Origin of the sequence: Xenorhabdus poinarii G6 (assembly GCF_000968175.1) — a bacterium.
Classification (GTDB): domain Bacteria; phylum Pseudomonadota; class Gammaproteobacteria; order Enterobacterales; family Enterobacteriaceae; genus Xenorhabdus; species Xenorhabdus poinarii.
Window position 1 is genome coordinate 2284834 of sequence record NZ_FO704551.1, and the last position, 16724, is coordinate 2301557.

The 16724-nt window shown below is 47.1% G+C and carries 14 protein-coding genes; 6 read left to right on the plus strand and 8 right to left on the minus strand.

What is annotated here, in order from left to right; translation table 11 throughout:
* Positions 1-10: 10 nt before the first annotated feature.
* The 5 genes from sucA to sdhC form a co-directional block, all read right to left on the minus strand.
* Complete coding sequence (sucA, locus tag XPG1_RS10595; protein WP_045959053.1) at positions 11-2818, minus strand: 2-oxoglutarate dehydrogenase E1 component; 2808 nt, start codon at positions 2816-2818, stop codon at positions 11-13.
* A 379-nt stretch (positions 2819-3197) separates the two neighbouring features.
* Positions 3198-3914, minus strand: a complete 717-nt coding sequence (locus XPG1_RS10600; RefSeq protein WP_045960675.1) for a succinate dehydrogenase iron-sulfur subunit — start codon at positions 3912-3914, stop codon at positions 3198-3200.
* A 37-nt stretch (positions 3915-3951) separates the two neighbouring features.
* Positions 3952-5718 carry a succinate dehydrogenase flavoprotein subunit gene (gene sdhA, locus XPG1_RS10605; protein WP_045959054.1) on the minus strand — a complete coding sequence of 589 codons (1767 nt, stop codon included), beginning with the start codon at positions 5716-5718 and terminating at the stop codon, positions 3952-3954.
* On the minus strand, positions 5719-6066 hold the full coding sequence (gene sdhD / locus XPG1_RS10610; RefSeq protein WP_045959055.1) for a succinate dehydrogenase membrane anchor subunit: 348 nt from the start codon (positions 6064-6066) through the stop codon (positions 5719-5721).
* A complete protein-coding gene (gene sdhC / locus XPG1_RS10615; RefSeq protein ID WP_045959056.1) occupies positions 6060-6449 on the minus strand; it encodes a succinate dehydrogenase cytochrome b556 subunit in 390 nt (129 codons plus the stop codon). The genes sdhD and sdhC overlap by 7 nt, the downstream gene beginning before the upstream one ends.
* Positions 6450-7073: 624 nt before the next feature.
* Here sdhC and XPG1_RS10620 point away from each other — a divergent pair.
* Positions 7074-8357 (plus strand): citrate synthase, encoded by a 1284-nt coding sequence (locus XPG1_RS10620; RefSeq protein WP_045959057.1) that lies wholly within the window; start codon positions 7074-7076, stop codon positions 8355-8357.
* 16 nt (positions 8358-8373) lie between these two features.
* Here the strand turns inward: XPG1_RS10620 and XPG1_RS10625 are convergent, their stop codons facing one another.
* Complete coding sequence (locus tag XPG1_RS10625) at positions 8374-9237, minus strand: AraC family transcriptional regulator (protein ID WP_045959058.1); 864 nt, start codon at positions 9235-9237, stop codon at positions 8374-8376.
* Between the two features lie 122 nt (positions 9238-9359).
* On the opposite strand from XPG1_RS10625, the gene XPG1_RS10630 reads away from it, so the two are divergent.
* Entirely contained in the window at positions 9360-10490 is a 1131-nt protein-coding gene (locus XPG1_RS10630) for an MFS transporter (protein ID WP_045959059.1), read from the plus strand.
* Between the two features lie 91 nt (positions 10491-10581).
* A complete protein-coding gene (locus XPG1_RS10635) occupies positions 10582-11211 on the plus strand; it encodes a hypothetical protein (protein WP_231852997.1) in 630 nt (209 codons plus the stop codon).
* A gap of 84 nt (positions 11212-11295) precedes the next feature.
* On the opposite strand, the gene XPG1_RS10640 is transcribed toward XPG1_RS10635, so the two are convergent.
* A complete protein-coding gene (locus XPG1_RS10640; RefSeq protein WP_045959060.1) occupies positions 11296-12039 on the minus strand; it encodes a type 2 GTP cyclohydrolase I in 744 nt (247 codons plus the stop codon).
* Between the two features lie 200 nt (positions 12040-12239).
* Positions 12240-12449: a YbfA family protein gene (locus XPG1_RS10645; protein WP_045959061.1), complete on the minus strand. Its 210-nt coding sequence runs from the start codon at positions 12447-12449 to the stop codon at positions 12240-12242.
* Between the two features lie 350 nt (positions 12450-12799).
* On the opposite strand from XPG1_RS10645, the gene kdpF reads away from it, so the two are divergent.
* The 3 genes from kdpF to kdpB are packed head-to-tail and all read left to right on the plus strand — an operon-like array spanning position 12800 to position 16674.
* The gene (gene kdpF / locus XPG1_RS17620) at positions 12800-12889 is read left to right on the plus strand and encodes a K(+)-transporting ATPase subunit F (RefSeq protein ID WP_071825372.1); all 90 of its coding nucleotides are present in this window, start codon (positions 12800-12802) and stop codon (positions 12887-12889) included.
* Positions 12890-14587, plus strand: coding sequence for a potassium-transporting ATPase subunit KdpA (gene kdpA / locus XPG1_RS10650; RefSeq protein ID WP_045959062.1), 1698 nt, complete (start codon positions 12890-12892; stop codon positions 14585-14587). It begins immediately after the preceding gene.
* A gap of 23 nt (positions 14588-14610) precedes the next feature.
* Complete coding sequence (gene kdpB, locus XPG1_RS10655; RefSeq protein ID WP_045959063.1) at positions 14611-16674, plus strand: potassium-transporting ATPase subunit KdpB; 2064 nt, start codon at positions 14611-14613, stop codon at positions 16672-16674.
* Positions 16675-16724 lie beyond the last annotated feature (50 nt).

Here is a 16724-nt window from a genome sequence, read left to right on the forward strand (position 1 = left end):
CTATCCTTATTTATTCAACGTTCAGTGCGTCATCAACCAGTGCTTGCTGTTGCTGCTGGTGAACAGACGTATATCCCACAGCCGGGGAAGCAGATGCTGGACGACCTGCATAACGTAAAGAAGCCCCAAATGGGATCGCTTCACGGAAATTATGTTGACTACAATACCAAGCGCCTTGGTTCAGTGGCTCTTCCTGACACCAGACGAAATCATGAACATGGGCATATTGTTCAAGCTGAGCCTGGACGTGCTGGCGTGGGAATGGATACAGTTGTTCAATACGCACGATTGCCACATTGGTCTGTTTATTCTTACGACGCTGTTCCAGCAGATCGTAATAAACTTTACCGGAACACAGTACAACGCGTTTAACCCCTTTGGGCGCTAAAGTGTCAATTTCACCAATCACTGGCTCAAATTTACCCTTTGCCAATTCTTCCAGGCTAGAGACCGCCAATGGATGACGCAGCAACGATTTAGGTGACATAACGATAAGTGGACGGCGCATCCCACGCAGAGACTGACGACGCAACATGTGATAAACCTGAGCGGGTGTCGATGGCACACAAACCTGCATATTTTGTTCAGCACACAGTTGCAGGTAGCGTTCCAGACGTGCCGATGAGTGCTCCGGCCCCTGCCCTTCATAACCATGTGGCAATAGCATAACCAGGCCACACATCCGACCCCATTTCTGTTCGCCGGAACTGATGAATTGGTCAATCACAACCTGAGCTACGTTGGCAAAGTCACCAAATTGTGCTTCCCAAATTGTCAGGGCACGCGGTTCAGTGGTTGCATAACCGTATTCAAATGCCAGTACAGCTTCTTCAGACAGTACCGAGTCCCATACGTTAAATACGCCTTGAGCATTGTGAATATTGGCCAAAGGAACATAGACAGATGCATTAGTCTGGTTATGAATAACGGCATGACGGTGGAAGAATGTACCACGACCCGCATCTTCACCAGAAAGGCGCACCGGAATCCCTTCATCAACCAACGTCGCGTAAGCCAGTGTTTCCGCAGCACCCCAGTCAAGCAATTTATTGCCATTGGCCATTTCTGCACGGTCGCCGTAGATTTTCGCAACCCGTGAGTGCATTTCCACTTCGGCAGGAATCGTACTAATGCGTTTACCAAGATCTTGCAGACGTTTCATATCCACTTTATGCGGATAATCTTCATCCCATTCGTGGTTCAGGTAAGGTTCCCACGTGAATGAATGCATCCCCATTGGACGCCATTCATCAACAACACATTCCCCCTGATCCAGTGCATCGCGGTACACGTTCACCATCTCAGTCACATCATTAGCAGCCAGCAAGCCTTCTGCGACCAGCTTATCTGCATAAATTTTACGGGCAGTTGGCTGTTTTTTAATTTTCTGGTACATCAAAGGCTGAGTTGCGCTTGGCTCATCCGCCTCGTTGTGACCATGACGACGGTAGCACACCAGATCAATCATGACGTCACTTTTGAAGGTATTACGGTAATCCAGTGCCAGACGAGTGACGAATGTCACTGCTTCCGGATCATCCGCGTTAACGTGGAAAATCGGCGCCTGAACCATTTTCACAATATCAGTACAGTATTGTGTTGAACGCGCATCTTTCGGGTTAGACGTGGTGAAACCAATTTGGTTGTTCACTACGATACGAACGGTTCCCCCCACTTCATAACCGCGAGCCTGAGACATGTTCAATGTTTCCTGCACAATCCCCTGCCCTATTACTGCGGCATCTCCGTGGATGGTAACAGGCAGAACCATGTTACTACGTCCTTCATCAAGACGATCACGGCGGGCACGTACAGAACCGATCACAACAGGGCTGACAATCTCAAGGTGAGATGGGTTAAAGGCCAGCGCCAAATGGACTAAACCGCCTTCAGTTTCAAAATCAGAAGAAAAACCCTGATGGTATTTTACGTCACCTGTTCCCAGGTGCTCTTTGTGCTTGCCAGCAAATTCGTCAAACAGATCAGCCGGTTTTTTACCCAAGAGATTGACCAGCACATTGAGGCGGCCACGGTGTGCCATTCCTAACACCACTTCACGGGTATCTTGTTTACCTGCGTGTCGGATCAACTCTTTTAACATCGGGATAAGGGCATCGCCACCTTCGAGGGAGAAACGTTTCGCTCCTGGAAACTTAGCCCCCAAATAGCGCTCCAGACCTTCTGCTGATGTTAATTCTTTCAGAAAACGGCGCTTTTCTTCCGCATTAAACTGCGAACTCACTGTCACCGATTCCAGTCGTTGCTGAATCCAACGCTTTTCTTCTGTATTGGTGATATGCATATATTCCGCACCAATCGAACCGCAATAAATGCGTTTCAGCGCGTCATACAGCTCCGCCAATTTCATTGTCTCTTTACCAATGGCAAAAGAGCCCACATTAAACGTCTCTTCAAAATCCGCTTTGGTTAAATTGTGGAAAGCAGGATCGAGATCAGGGACAGGTTCCTGTTTCCATAACCCCAATGGATCAAGATTTGCATGTTGGTGTCCGCGGAAGCGGAATGCATTGATGAGCTGCAAAACTTTGACTTGTTTTGCATCCATTGCTGGATCGCTAACTGAAGTGTGATAACGCGTGGCATCCTTTGCCAGACGACGGAAGTAATCGCGTGTCTGTGAGTGAAGTTGTTCCCCGCTAAATCCTATTTCCGGTAATTGTTGGAAAATTTCTCTCCAACTTGCATCAACAGAATTAGGGTCGGTTATATAGTCTTCATAGATTTGCTCTATGTAAGACTGGTTTGCACCAGCCAGAAAGCTTGAGTCCAACCAGTCCTTCATTGCGCCGTTCTGCATTGTGATCCCTTAAGCTTTGAAAGCTTTAGTTTTCGCCGTGGTTAACAAATACCGCTTAATTTGCGGTGTTGATAAAAGGTTCATTTGGACGTGCTTAATGCATGTTCTTTTTCGGGGTTTCCTTCCCTTTCAAGGAACCTTTAAAAACTGAATGTCAGTTTTTAAAGGTTCCTTTATTTGAAAATAGGTTTCATCTCTTTAGCAGTAGGCAATTTATCATTTTTTATTCTTTATGCCCTCCACCGATTTGATATTTATTCCAAAATTGTGGAGGGCAACATAATATGCATTATTTACACACTATTTATGTGTTATTTATGCACTCACTTTTTCTTTATTATACACATAATTACTCTGTGTTAATTAGAACGCCTATTTACTAGGCGCTATGTTTCAACAGCATCGATTTAATATGACCAATCGCTTTTGTCGGATTCAGCCCTTTAGGACATACACTGACGCAATTCATGATGCCATGACAACGGAAAACGCTGAATGCATCATTCAGATTATCCAGACGTGAAGCGGTTTCAGTATCACGGCTGTCAATCAGGAAACGATATGCAGCTAAGAGACCCGCTGGACCAATGAATTTGTCTGGATTCCACCAAAATGAAGGACAGGATGTGGAACAACACGCACATAAGATACATTCATACAATCCGTCCAACTTTGCCCGTTGTTCTGGCGATTGCAGATGCTCACGTGCGGGTGGGTTTTTATTATCATTAATCAGATAAGGACGGATTTTCTCATATTGCGCATAGAATTGCCCCATATCCACAACCAAATCCCGAATCACGGGCAAACCCGGCAATGGACGAATAACAATTTTCTTATTGCCACGACGCAACGCCGAAACCGGCATAACACACGCCAAGCCGTTTTTACCATTCATATTCATGCCATCAGAGCCACAAACACCTTCACGGCAAGAACGACGGAATGCCAGGGTTGGGTCCTGCTCTTTTAGCTGGATGAGCGCATCCAGCAACATCATATCGCGCCCTTCTTGCGCTTCCAGTGTGTAGTCCTGCATACGGGGGGCGTCATCTACATCTGGATTATAACGATAAATCGAAAATTCAAGTTTCATCATCTATTTCTCCGCAACCGGAACATCAGCAACGCAATTAGTAAGAACGCACTTTCGGCGGGAAAGCTTCACGCAGCGTGGGCTGCATATTCACTTCACGGCGAGTCATGCTCTCAGTTTGCGGTAAATACAGGCTATGGCACAGCCAGTTAGCGTCATCACGTTCTGGATAGTCAAAACGGCTGTGAGCACCACGACTTTCTGTGCGGAAATTCGCAGCAACCGCAGTCGAATAAGCGGTTTCCATCAGGTTATCCAATTCCAGACATTCAACGCGCTGGGTATTGAACTCTGACGAAGTATCATCCAGACGCGCATTTTTCAGACGTTCGCGGATAACTTTCAGCTCTTCCAACCCGCTTGCCATCGCATCACCTTCACGGAATACCGAGAAATTATGCTGCATACAAGCTTGCAAAGCTTTGCGGATTTCAACCGGATCTTCACCTGAACGAGTACTATTCCAACGGTTCAGACGTTGCAGTGATTCATCAACATCAGATTCACCGGCATCACGGCTAGTTCCTTGTTCCATCAAGCACTCTTTCAAATGCAGACCCGCGGAACGGCCAAAGACGACCAGATCCAACAACGAGTTCCCGCCCAAGCGGTTTGCACCGTGAACAGAGACACAAGCAATTTCACCAACCGCAAACAGACCCGGAATCACAACATCTTCACCTTTGTCATTGACGGTCAGTGCCTGACCGGTGATTTTCGTTGGGATACCGCCCATCATATAGTGGCAAGTCGGAATAACAGGGATTGGCTCTTTCACTGGATCCACGTGAGCAAAAGTACGGGATAATTCAAGAATACCCGGCAGACGAGATTCCAATACGTCTTTACCCAGATGATCCAGTTTCAATTTAACGTGAGGACCCCACGGGCCTTCGCAACCACGGCCTTCACGGATCTCAATCATCATAGAACGTGCGACCACATCACGGCCGGCAAGATCTTTCGCATTGGGAGCATAACGCTCCATAAAACGTTCACCGTCTTTATTCAGCAAATAGCCACCTTCACCCCGACAGCCTTCTGTCACCAGCACACCCGCACCCGCAATGCCGGTTGGGTGGAACTGCCACATTTCCATATCCTGCACCGGAACACCCGCACGCAATGCCATACCGACACCATCGCCCGTATTAATATGCGCATTTGTTGTGGATTGGAAAATTCGACCAGCTCCCCCCGTGGCTAAAATCGTTGCTTTAGCTTTAAAATAAACGACTTCACCCGTTTCGATACAAATGGCGGTACAACCAACAATCGCACCATCCTGATTCTTCACCAGATCCAACGAATACCACTCAGAGAAGATGGTTGTGTGGTTCTTCAAATTCTGCTGATACAGCGTGTGTAATAGCGCATGACCGGTTCGGTCAGCCGCAGCGGCGGTACGAGCGGCTTGCTCACCACCAAAATTTCTGGATTGCCCACCAAATGGACGCTGATAAATACGACCATTATCCAGACGAGAGAACGGCAGCCCCATATGTTCCAATTCTAAAATGGCTTCCGGGCCAGTCTTACACATATATTCGATGGCATCCTGATCACCGATATAATCAGAACCTTTCACCGTGTCATACATGTGCCATTCCCAGTTATCGTCATGGCTATTGCCTAGCGCAACCGTGATGCCACCTTGTGCTGAAACAGTATGGGAACGCGTCGGGAACACCTTGGAAATCAAGGCACAAGATAATCCCATTTGTGAAATTTGCAGTGCAGCACGCATACCTGCGCCACCCGCACCAATAACAACAGCGTCAAACTCTCTTATTGGCAGTTTCATTTATGCTCCCCACACAACGATTGTTCCGTAAATCAAATAAGTTAACAGCGCTACAATCACCACCAGTTGCAGAACCAGACGCAGCGCAAGTGGTTTGACATAATCCGTCAGTACTTGCCACATGCCAATCCAGGCGTGAACCAGAATGGAAAACAGAGCCAATACTGTGAAGACTTTCGTGAGGGATGAAGAAAAGAAACCACGCCAGACTTCATAAGTCATATCTGACGTTGTTGCGACAAAACCAACGAGATAGAGAACGTACAATACAATAATAATTGCAGATGCCCGCAGTAGCAGCCAATCCTGAATCCCCGTACGACCCAATGCGGATGCGTTGCTTACCATATTAATACCCCAGCCAGAATAGACAGAATAACCGCGATGATTATTGCTACTTTGGCAGATGCACTACCGGTAGCGAGATTTTCTTCCAAGAAACCAAAATCCATTAACACATGGCGTATGCCACCACAGATGTGGTAAGCCAGCGCCGTCAATATCCCCCACAGGATAAATTTGGCGAAAAAGCCCGTCATGATTTCAGATGCTTGTAGGAAGCCCTCCTGTGAAGACAGCGAAATACCCAGCAACCACAGCAGGATACCCACTGCGATAAAGGTGATGACGCCTGAGATACGGTGCAAGATCGATGCTATCGCGGAGACGGGTTGGTTAATCGTCCGCAGATCAAGGTTGACAGGTCTTTGTTTTTTCACAATTTTGCCCACAAAGCTTTTTTTTATTTTCCATCCTCCGGTCCTGGGCGGGAATCAGACAGCGCTCTAAGAGGATACAAAGACACAACATGATTAACTTAACAATCCCGACTGTTTATCAAAAGTTGTGATTTGGTTACGCTGGGTGCTCCTACTTCAGGGTAATCCGGAGACCTCCCGGAAGTATAATTACTTCACATAGTTATTACAATTCCCACACAATATGATTAATAACATTTAGCCTGAACAGTGAGAAAGATCACGGTTCAAAAACTTATCATAAAAATGATTATGTTGTTTGACAAAGATTAAACATTTATCTTACATATATGTCGTTATATATTATTTACCGTCATTTTGTGATGAAAAATTAATCTTAACGAAAAATAAAAGTTATGAAAAAGTATTCCGTAAAGCACAAAATGATAACATTTTGTGTAAATAATATTTTAAACATAACTTTCAAAAACTTTCTAACAACCTAAAAACCATTGTCATCCGTAATAAGATTTCAGCATAAAATGTGACATCAGCTTGATTCTAAATTCTTTCCGGTCACACGATACTTTCGGCACAGTTGAAATCGCGTCCATCGGGTTGTTAGGAGTTACAAAAATAAGCGCTAAGGAGATGTAAATGGCTGATAAAAAGGCTACGTTGAACATAAATGGTTCAGCTGCTATCGAACTAGACGTACTAACGCCGACTCTCGGGTCTGAAGTGATTGACGTTCGTACCCTCGGCTCAAAAGGCTTCTATACCTACGATCCAGGCTTTACTTCCACTGCCTCCTGCGAGTCGAAAATCACCTATATTGATGGCGATGAAGGCATTTTACTACACCGTGGTTTTCCTATCGCTCAGCTAGCAACGGAATCAACCTATCTGGAAGTCTGCTATATCCTGTTATACGGTGAACCACCCACTCCCGAAGAATACGCCAAATTCAAAACGACGGTGACTCGTCATACCATGATCCACGAACAGATCACACGTCTGTTCCACGGTTTCCGCCGTGACTCCCATCCAATGGCCGTACTGTGTGGTGTGACAGGGGCATTAGCGGCCTTCTACCATGACGCATTAGATGTCCATAATCCTCGCCACCGTGAAATCACAGCGTATCGTTTACTGTCTAAAATGCCCACTGTTGCGGCAATGTGTTACAAATATTCTCTTGGCCAACCTTTTGTTTATCCTCGTAATGATCTGTCCTATGCCGCCAATTTCCTGCATATGATGTTCTCAACACCTTGTGAAGAATATGAGGTGAATCCGATCTTAGAACGTGCGATGGATCGTATCTTCATTCTGCATGCCGATCATGAGCAGAATGCGTCCACATCAACAGTACGGACTGCGGGTTCTTCGGGAGCTAACCCATTTGCCTGTATCGCCGCTGGCATCGCATCTTTGTGGGGACCTGCACACGGGGGCGCCAACGAAGCCTGTCTGCGAATGCTGGAAGAAATTCAAACGGTTGAACACATCCCTGAATTTATCGCGCGTGCCAAAGATAAAAATGATTCTTTCCGCCTGATGGGCTTTGGTCACCGCGTTTACAAAAACTACGATCCTCGCGCGACAGTGATGCGTGAAACCTGCCATGAAGTCCTCAATGAACTTGGCTTAAATGACAGCCTGCTCGAAGTGGCAATGGAATTAGAACGCATTGCCCTGAATGACCCCTACTTCATTGAGAAAAAACTGTATCCAAACGTTGATTTCTATTCTGGCATTATCTTGAAAGCCATGGGGATCCCATCGTCGATGTTCACGGTCATTTTCGCCATTGCCCGCACGATTGGCTGGATTGCACACTGGAATGAAATGCATGATGAAGGCTTGAAGATCGCTCGCCCACGTCAGCTTTACACGGGCCACGATAAACGCGACTTTCAGAGCCAGTTAAAAAAATAAGCCCGCCACGTCAACATTACGATTGACATGCTTTTGAATAGGGTATTTCGGCACCTCGCATATCAACATTTACGCTGATATTAGGGGTGTCATTGTTGATATATTCCCTCGGCGGTCGCCCCATCGCTTTACGGAAAAACGTGACAAACGCGCTGTCATTGCTAAAGCCGAGTTCCTGTGCAACATAGGATAAGGTTTTATTCTGTACCAATAGCTCTACCGCCTTTACCAATCGCCATTGTTGTCGCCACTGCTGATAATTCATGCCGGTTTCACGCTGAAACAGCCGAGTAATCGTTTTTTCACTGGCACCGACATCAGCGGCGAGTCTATGCAATGGTGGGGGCAATTGTTCAAATGACAAACGGGCTAAACGCCGATCAAACGGCAACGGCAATAAAGTCACCTCTCTACGCGCGTCACGAATTTCATCAAAAAATACAGCCAGTAAATTCGCCCCCTTTCCCTGATACCAGTCGACATCAAAAGAAGAGGTTGCGATACGTTCTAAAAGTACCTGTAACAGTGACGTTGCTTCCAATACTTCACTTTGTGTCGAAAAGAATGCCGTTTCAGACGGAAGCAAATAATGCGTATTTAAATAATCAATATCAAAATAAATAGATCGGTAACCAACCGAGCCACGCATTTCAGCCCGATGCCGTGTTCCGGGAGGGATCCATGCCACTCTGGTGGGTGGCAGAATAGAAATCTGATTTGCCAAGGTGATCTTGATACAGCCCTGTTGGGTAAATAACAATTGCCCCCTCTTATGCTGATGAAAACCAGAGTCATGGTGTCCCATCTCCGCTGCAATCCCTGCCACAGGCACATCCAAACGATCAGGATCAAAATGATCACTTTGCTGTAACCACGCCACGTTATTTCTCCTGGCCAAATGTCTGATTAAGTAAATAAATTGTCTTTATTATCATAAAAAGACAGAAACCGGAATGCTAACCTGTCTAGCCATAATTCACTTATCCGCATAAAGAAAAAATCATGCAAACTAAACCCTCACTTTGGCTCGCGATTGCCTTGATGATGTTTCCGCACATTGTAGAAACCTTCTATAGCCCTGCATTAACCAATATTGCCGACGGATTTTCCGTTAGCCCAGCACAAGCTGCTCAAACACTGTCACTCTATTTTTTTGCATTTGCTCTGGGTGTTGTCGTATGGGGTCGCATGTGTGATGTGATTGGCAGACGCCCGACGATACTGACTGGCCTGTCACTCTACGGTTTCGCTTCCCTGCTGGCACTGTTGACCGAACAATTCTGGTTATTGCTCGTTGCCAGAATGCTGTCTGCTTTCGGTGCCGCCGTTGGCTCGGTCGGGGCACAAACCATGATACGTGATACTTACCGCGGAGAAGCGTTAGCACGCGTGTTTTCCATCATGGGGATTGCCTTAGCGGCCAGCCCTGCTATCGGTATGCTGAGCGGCTCCGCATTGAACTATTTTGCGGGCTATAAAGCCGTTTTTGCTGGATTGACTATTCTGGCCGCTCTCCTGACCTGTTGGTCTAGTGTTCGATTACCCGAAACCCGACCTGATGACGTGACCAGCGTGCCGGTGCTCAGCACAGCAATCAGGATGCTTAAAGATGTTTCAATTTGGCGAAATGCCTTCTTAATTGCCTTTTTCAATCTCTGTCTGTTCAGTTACTACCAATTAGCGCCCTTTCGCTTTGAACAACTGGGATTGTCACAGGAGGTATTCGGTTATACTGGTTTATTATTGACTCTCGGTGTTGGACTCGGTTCTTTATTAAACACCTACCTCTTAAAGCAACAATGGATGCCTGCCCGGCTCGTTTTGCTCGCCTCGTGGATCAGTTTATTGAGTGGGATCGGTGTCTACCTGCTCGAAAATCACTGGCTCTTTATTGTTCCCGTATTAGGCACCGTCATCGCTTACGGACTGGCGATTCCCAATATTCTGGCTTCCGTATTAGCCCACTATTCAGATCGACTGGGGACTGCCGGCGCTTTACTCGGCTTGTTTTACTATTTACTACTGGGGCTGGGCTTAGCCATCGCAGGCTGGAGTCAGGTATTGGGCCATATACTGATTTGTTGTGGAGGCAGCATGGTGATTTTGTCTTTTTTCCAAAGCAAGGGGAGATAATTTTCAATATTTGTGTGAAATCTCACAAAACATAAAACGACTTAAGACGCTCGAACTGGAACTCTCCCACGTCGTCTGCACCAAATTGCACATGGATGAATTCATCAAAAACCGCACAGGCGTATCGGGTGAACGCGAAAGTCTGTGGCAAAAAAAGGGACTGATTACTATTAACAACATGCGTTTTCCGGGACTGGGCAAACAGTATCAGATGCGCGAACTGATCGAGAAATATCTTGCCGACGGTTACACCGAACACCCCACGATGTACTTCCACCGCAACGATAAGCAGCCGGAAAAATGGAAGGCGCTCATCACCGACCTCGATCAACAGTACCCGGAAGTAGCCATTGGGTTAGGCGGCAGCTCCAAATCGACCCGCGCCGAGGCCATCAATATCACCGGCTACAAGAAGTACAAGGAAGCACTGAACGAAAACCGCATGCCTATCGAGGAGAGCCGCGCTTTCTCACCGCACCAGCGCGAAGTCAACGCCTTCAAAATGGCACTATCCACCCTGATCCCCGTGGACGACAAAGTGTTCAAGCCGCGTTTTGACGGCAACAGCTTGTTTGATAATCCGATCATTAATTGCACGCTGGAAAAATTGGTGGAAAAAGCGTTGGTGACAGTCTCCGGCGATAAGGTCACGCTGACGCCCATCGGCATCACGCTGGTCGAAGCCATCATTAACACTCAATTTTCAAGCATGTCGACATAAGGGGTTGAACAGGATACAAAAATCAACAGCCTCCGATTGCTAAAGCGGAAATCAAATCAGGAGGCCATCGAGATTAACGCAAGATTAAGCCGGATTAGGAATATCGATAAAAGTCACATCCAGGCCATGATGGTTTGCCAGCCATTCACCGAGCGCTTTGATTCCATCGCGTTCAGTGGCATGATGCCCTGCCGCAAAAAAATGCATTCCTGTTTCACGGGCAATATGGATGGTTTTTTCTGATACTTCTCCCGTGACAAACGCATCAACACCAAATTCAGCCGCCTGTTCAATAAGACTTTGACCGCCACCGGTACACCATGCCAGTGTACGAATTTCTTGTGGCGCATTGTCGCCACAATGCAATACGTTTCTCCCCAGATTTTTTTCCAGGCGTTCAGTCAATTCTGCTGGCGTAATCGGCTGTTCAAACACGCCATGAGGCAGAAAAGGCTCAACCTGACCGATCACTTTCACACCCATCTGACGGGCTAACTGCACATTATTCCCCAAAACAGGATGAGCATCTAACGGCAGATGATAACCATACAGGTTGATATCATGATAGAGCAGTGTTTGTAGACGGCGACGCTTAATGCCTCGGATAACCGGCGATTCATTCTTCCAAAAATACCCATGATGAACGATGACAGCATCCGCTTCAAGACGAACCGCCTCATCCAATAATGCCTGACACGCGGTGACACCAGTAATGACCCGCTGAACATGGGAACGCCCTTCTACCTGTAATCCATTGGGGGCATAATCCTGAAATTCCCGGACACTCAATTCCGTGTTAATGACATGCTCCAATTTAATATTGTTCATCATCTTCCCCTTGCCATTTTATTTTTTCTTCACCATACAATACATGCCTGCCATTGACGACGTCAATTTGCCCGCATTAACGGGCAAGGTGTTAAAATTTGGGACTGCAATAGGTTACATCAGGCATGTTCACTCAGGCAGGAAAACCAGAAACGGGGGGCCGACAGACAGAGAAAATGATTAAGCGCCATCAATACCCTTTAGCGGGTTCGGGTTCCTAAAGCGATTTCAGAACATTCCAGCCACACTGGCTTATCACTGGTTTTGACCCATATTTTATGCAGGTAGCTATAAAAACGCGCCCGATCGCGACGAAACAGCATGACAGGGAGCGCAACGACACCCAATGATATAGCGCCAGTACGCCGCAAGAGAATCTGGTACCAAGAATATTCACGATATACAGACACGGATCCCCTCCTCATGGGCTTACTCTGTAAGATGTGCAAAATTTTATCTAATAAAATGAAAAATTACCACTCATCAGACCACTATTTTAGTCGTCTATGTCACTTTTTCCCCGCATTACGTAATTTAATTACAAAATTACACTTAAACAGAAACAAAACAAACAAATTGAAAACAAAAAATTAACTCAATATTGTTTGCTACACTTATTCTCAGTGATGTTCTGTCGATAAATTCAGCTAATTATTGAGACTTTTTTTCATTTTCAGACTTGCGATTCATCACGTCTTTATCTGGCCATTCCGATGCGGTAACGGGTTATTGATTAAAGAAATGAACAAGGAGATACACCATGAATATATCCCTGATCCTTGGCATTTTTTTAGTGGCGTTATTACTGGGTTATCTGGTATATGCATTAATGAATGCGGAGGATTTTTAAATGGCAGCATCAGCGTTCTTACTGATTGCCAGTTTCCTGTTCATCCTGTTTCTATTGAGTAAGCCGCTTAGCAAACTCATTGCCAGACTTGTCACCGGCGAATTACCTTACTGGCTGACAAAAGCGGAACGCATCCTGTGGCGTAGCTGTGGCCAGCAAAAGCCGGGCCATGATGTCAGAGAAATGAACTGGTGGCAGTATGCGCTGGCGATCTTCTCATTTAATCTCGCCGGATTATTGTTCCTGTTTATCCTATTAATCAGTCAGGGGTATTTGCCGCTGAATCCGCAACATTTTGCCGGGATGAAATGGGATCTGGCACTGAATACCGCGATCAGCTTTATCACCAATACCAATTGGCAAGCATATGGTGGAGAAAATACGCTCAGTTACCTGAGCCAAATGGCTGGATTAACGGTACAGAATTTTCTGTCTGCGGCAACCGGAATTGCGGTGGCTTTTGCCTTAATGCGGGCGTTTTCCCGTCAAAGCGCGGCAACCGTGGGGAATGCATGGATCGACATCAGCCGCATTACCTTATATCTTTTACTTCCGCTGGCGATCATCGTCGCGTTATTCTTTGTCAGTCAAGGTGTTATCCAAAACTTGTCACCCTATGTGCTGACTCATTCTCTTGAAGGACAACCACAATGGATCCCTATGGGGCCAGTCGCGTCTCAAGAGGCGATAAAACTGTTGGGCACCAATGGTGGTGGCTTTTTTGGGGCAAACTCAGCCCATCCATTTGAAAACCCGACGTCACTCAGTAACTTTGTACAAGTTCTGGCGATTTTCTTGATCCCCAGTGCATTATGTTTCGCATTCGGTCAGGTCGTTGGCGACCGTCGTCAAGGATACGCCTTACTTGGCGCCATCAGCCTGGTTTTTATTGTTGCTGTCAGCGTCGTCATATCTGCCGAAAGCGCAGGTAATCCTCACCTCCTCCAGTCCGGTATCAGTCATCCTTTCAATATGGAAGGAAAGGAAGCCCGCTTTGGTATCCTCGGCTCAGCTCTCTACGGTGTAGTGACGACCGCCGCGTCTTGTGGTGCCGTCAATGCTATGCATGATTCTTTTACCCCATTGGGTGGCATGATCCCACTTTGGTTGATGCAAATTGGTGAAGTCATATTCGGCGGGGTCGGCTCCGGCCTTTACGGTATCTTACTGTTCGTTCTGCTTGCGGTATTTATTGCCGGTCTGATGATTGGCCGGACACCAGAATACTTAGGCAAAAAAATTGATGTGTACGACATGAAAATGGTCGCACTGGCCATTTTAGTCACCCCTTCACTGGTGTTATTAGGAACCGCGCTGGCGATTTCAACCGATGCCGGTCGCAGCGCGATGACCAATCCCGGTGCCCACGGCTTCACTGAAGTGCTTTATGCGTTTTCATCTACAGCCAACAACAACGGCAGTGCGTTTGCCGGACTCAATGCCAACACGATGTTTTATAACCTGCTATTAGGAATCACCATGTTGCTTGGGCGCTTTGGTGTCATTCTGCCGGTTCTTGCCATCGCCGGTTCTATGGTCAACAAAAAACGCCAGCCTCTTAGCAGTGGCACTTTACCAACCCATAGTGTCCTTTTTATTGGATTATTCATTCTGGTCATTTTACTGATTGGTGCTCTCACGTTTATCCCGGCGCTGGCGCTTGGCCCGATCGCAGAACACCTACAACTTTGGCTGTGAGATAATTGGCCGTGAGATAAGACATGAAAAATAAACAACACGTATTATTTGAATCGACTTTAATTCGCCATGCATTTATCGATTCACTGAAAAAATGTCATCCGGCTCAGCAATGGCGCAATCCGGTGATGTTCGTTGTTTATGTCGGGAGTTGCCTGACAACACTATTTTGGATTGGCCTATTCGCTGGACAATTCCCCGGCAACACGACATTTACCGGTGCGATTGCCGTCTGGTTATGGTTTACCGTACTGTTTGCCAACTTTGCAGAAGCGCTGGCAGAGGGGCGTAGCAAAGCGCAAGCCTCCAGCCTGAAAAACGTCAAAAAAACCAGTTGGGCGATCAAACTGGCTTCTGCCAATCCTGAAGCGACCAAAGAAAAAGTCCTGTCTGACGCGTTGCGCAAAGGCGATATTGTGCTGGTCACGGCAGGTGACATTATTCCCTGTGACGGGGACGTTATTGAGGGAGGTGCTTCCGTTGATGAAAGCGCGATAACCGGCGAATCTGCCCCGGTTATCCGCGAATCGGGCGGGGATTTTTCCTCTGTGACTGGCGGTACTCGCGTTTTATCCGATTGGTTAATCGTAAAATGTAGCGTCAATCCGGGAGAAACGTTTTTAGACAGAATGATTTCAATGGTTGAAGGCGCGAAGCGACGTAAAACCCCCAATGAAATTGCCCTCACTATTTTACTCACCGCCTTGACCCTGATTTTCTTGCTGGTCTGTGTCAGCCTGCTCCCTTTTTCCTTGTTCAGTGTCCAGGCCAATCAATCCGGTGCCCCTATTACGCTCACGGTATTAATTGCCTTACTGGTTTGTCTGATCCCCACCACTATTGGCGGACTACTGTCCGCCATTGGCGTGGCAGGGATGAGTCGTATGCTGGAAGCCAATGTCATTGCCACCAGCGGGCGGGCGATCGAAGCCGCCGGCGATGTGGATGTCCTGCTACTCGATAAAACCGGCACGATCACACTCGGCAACCGTCAGGCATCGCAATTTCTACCCGCGCCGGGCGTGACAGAACGACAGCTGGCTGATGCCGCCCAACTTTCTTCGCTTGCCGATGAAACGCCGGAAGGACGCAGCATCGTGATCCTGGCAAAACAACGTTTCAATATGCGTGAGCGTGATCTTCGAGCATTAAAAGCCACATTCGTTCCTTTCTCTGCCATCACACGCATGAGTGGCGTCAACATTGGCGATCGCACAATCCGCAAAGGGGCGGTTGATACGATTCGTCGCTATATTGAAGCTAACCACAGCCATTTTCCTGATGAGATTGACCAATTAGTACAGCAAGTCGCGCACAAAGGCGGAACACCGCTGGTTGTAGTTGAAAAACAGCGCGTCCTGGGCGTTGTTGCCTTGAAAGATATTGTGAAAGGCGGCATTAAGGAACGCTTCAGTGAAATGCGTAAAATGGGCATCAAGACCGTGATGATCACAGGGGATAATCACCTGACGGCCGCTGCCATTGCCGCCGAAGCGGGCGTTGATGACTTTCTGGCAGAAGCCACCCCGGAAGCAAAACTCGCCCTGATCCGCCAATATCAGGCCGAAGGGCGTTTGGTTGCCATGACCGGCGATGGCACAAATGATGCCCCCGCGCTGGCACAAGCCGATGTTGCTGTGGCCATGAATTCAGGGACACAGGCAGCAAAAGAGGCGGGAAATATGGTTGACTTGGATTCTAATCCCACCAAGTTGATTGAAGTTGTCCATATCGGCAAGCAGATGTTAATGACCCGTGGCGCGTTGACGACGTTTAGCATCGCAAATGATATTGCGAAATATTTTGCCATCATTCCGGCGGCCTTTTCAGTGACCTATCCACAACTCAATACCTTGAATATCATGCGGCTTTACTCCCCGGAATCGGCGGTACTGTCTGCGGTGATCTTCAATGCGCTCATCATCATTTTTCTGCTGCCCCTGGCGTTAAAAGGCGTGAGTTATCGCCCAATGAACGCCTTGTCACTTTTACGCCGAAATCTATGGATATATGGTCTTGGGGGATTATTTGTGCCGTTTGTCGGTATCAAGCTCATTGACATGTTGCTCACGGCCTTCATTTTTTAATTGACGATGGTAATAACCTGTCTTTCAACCATTCGACCGTCAAATCAAGG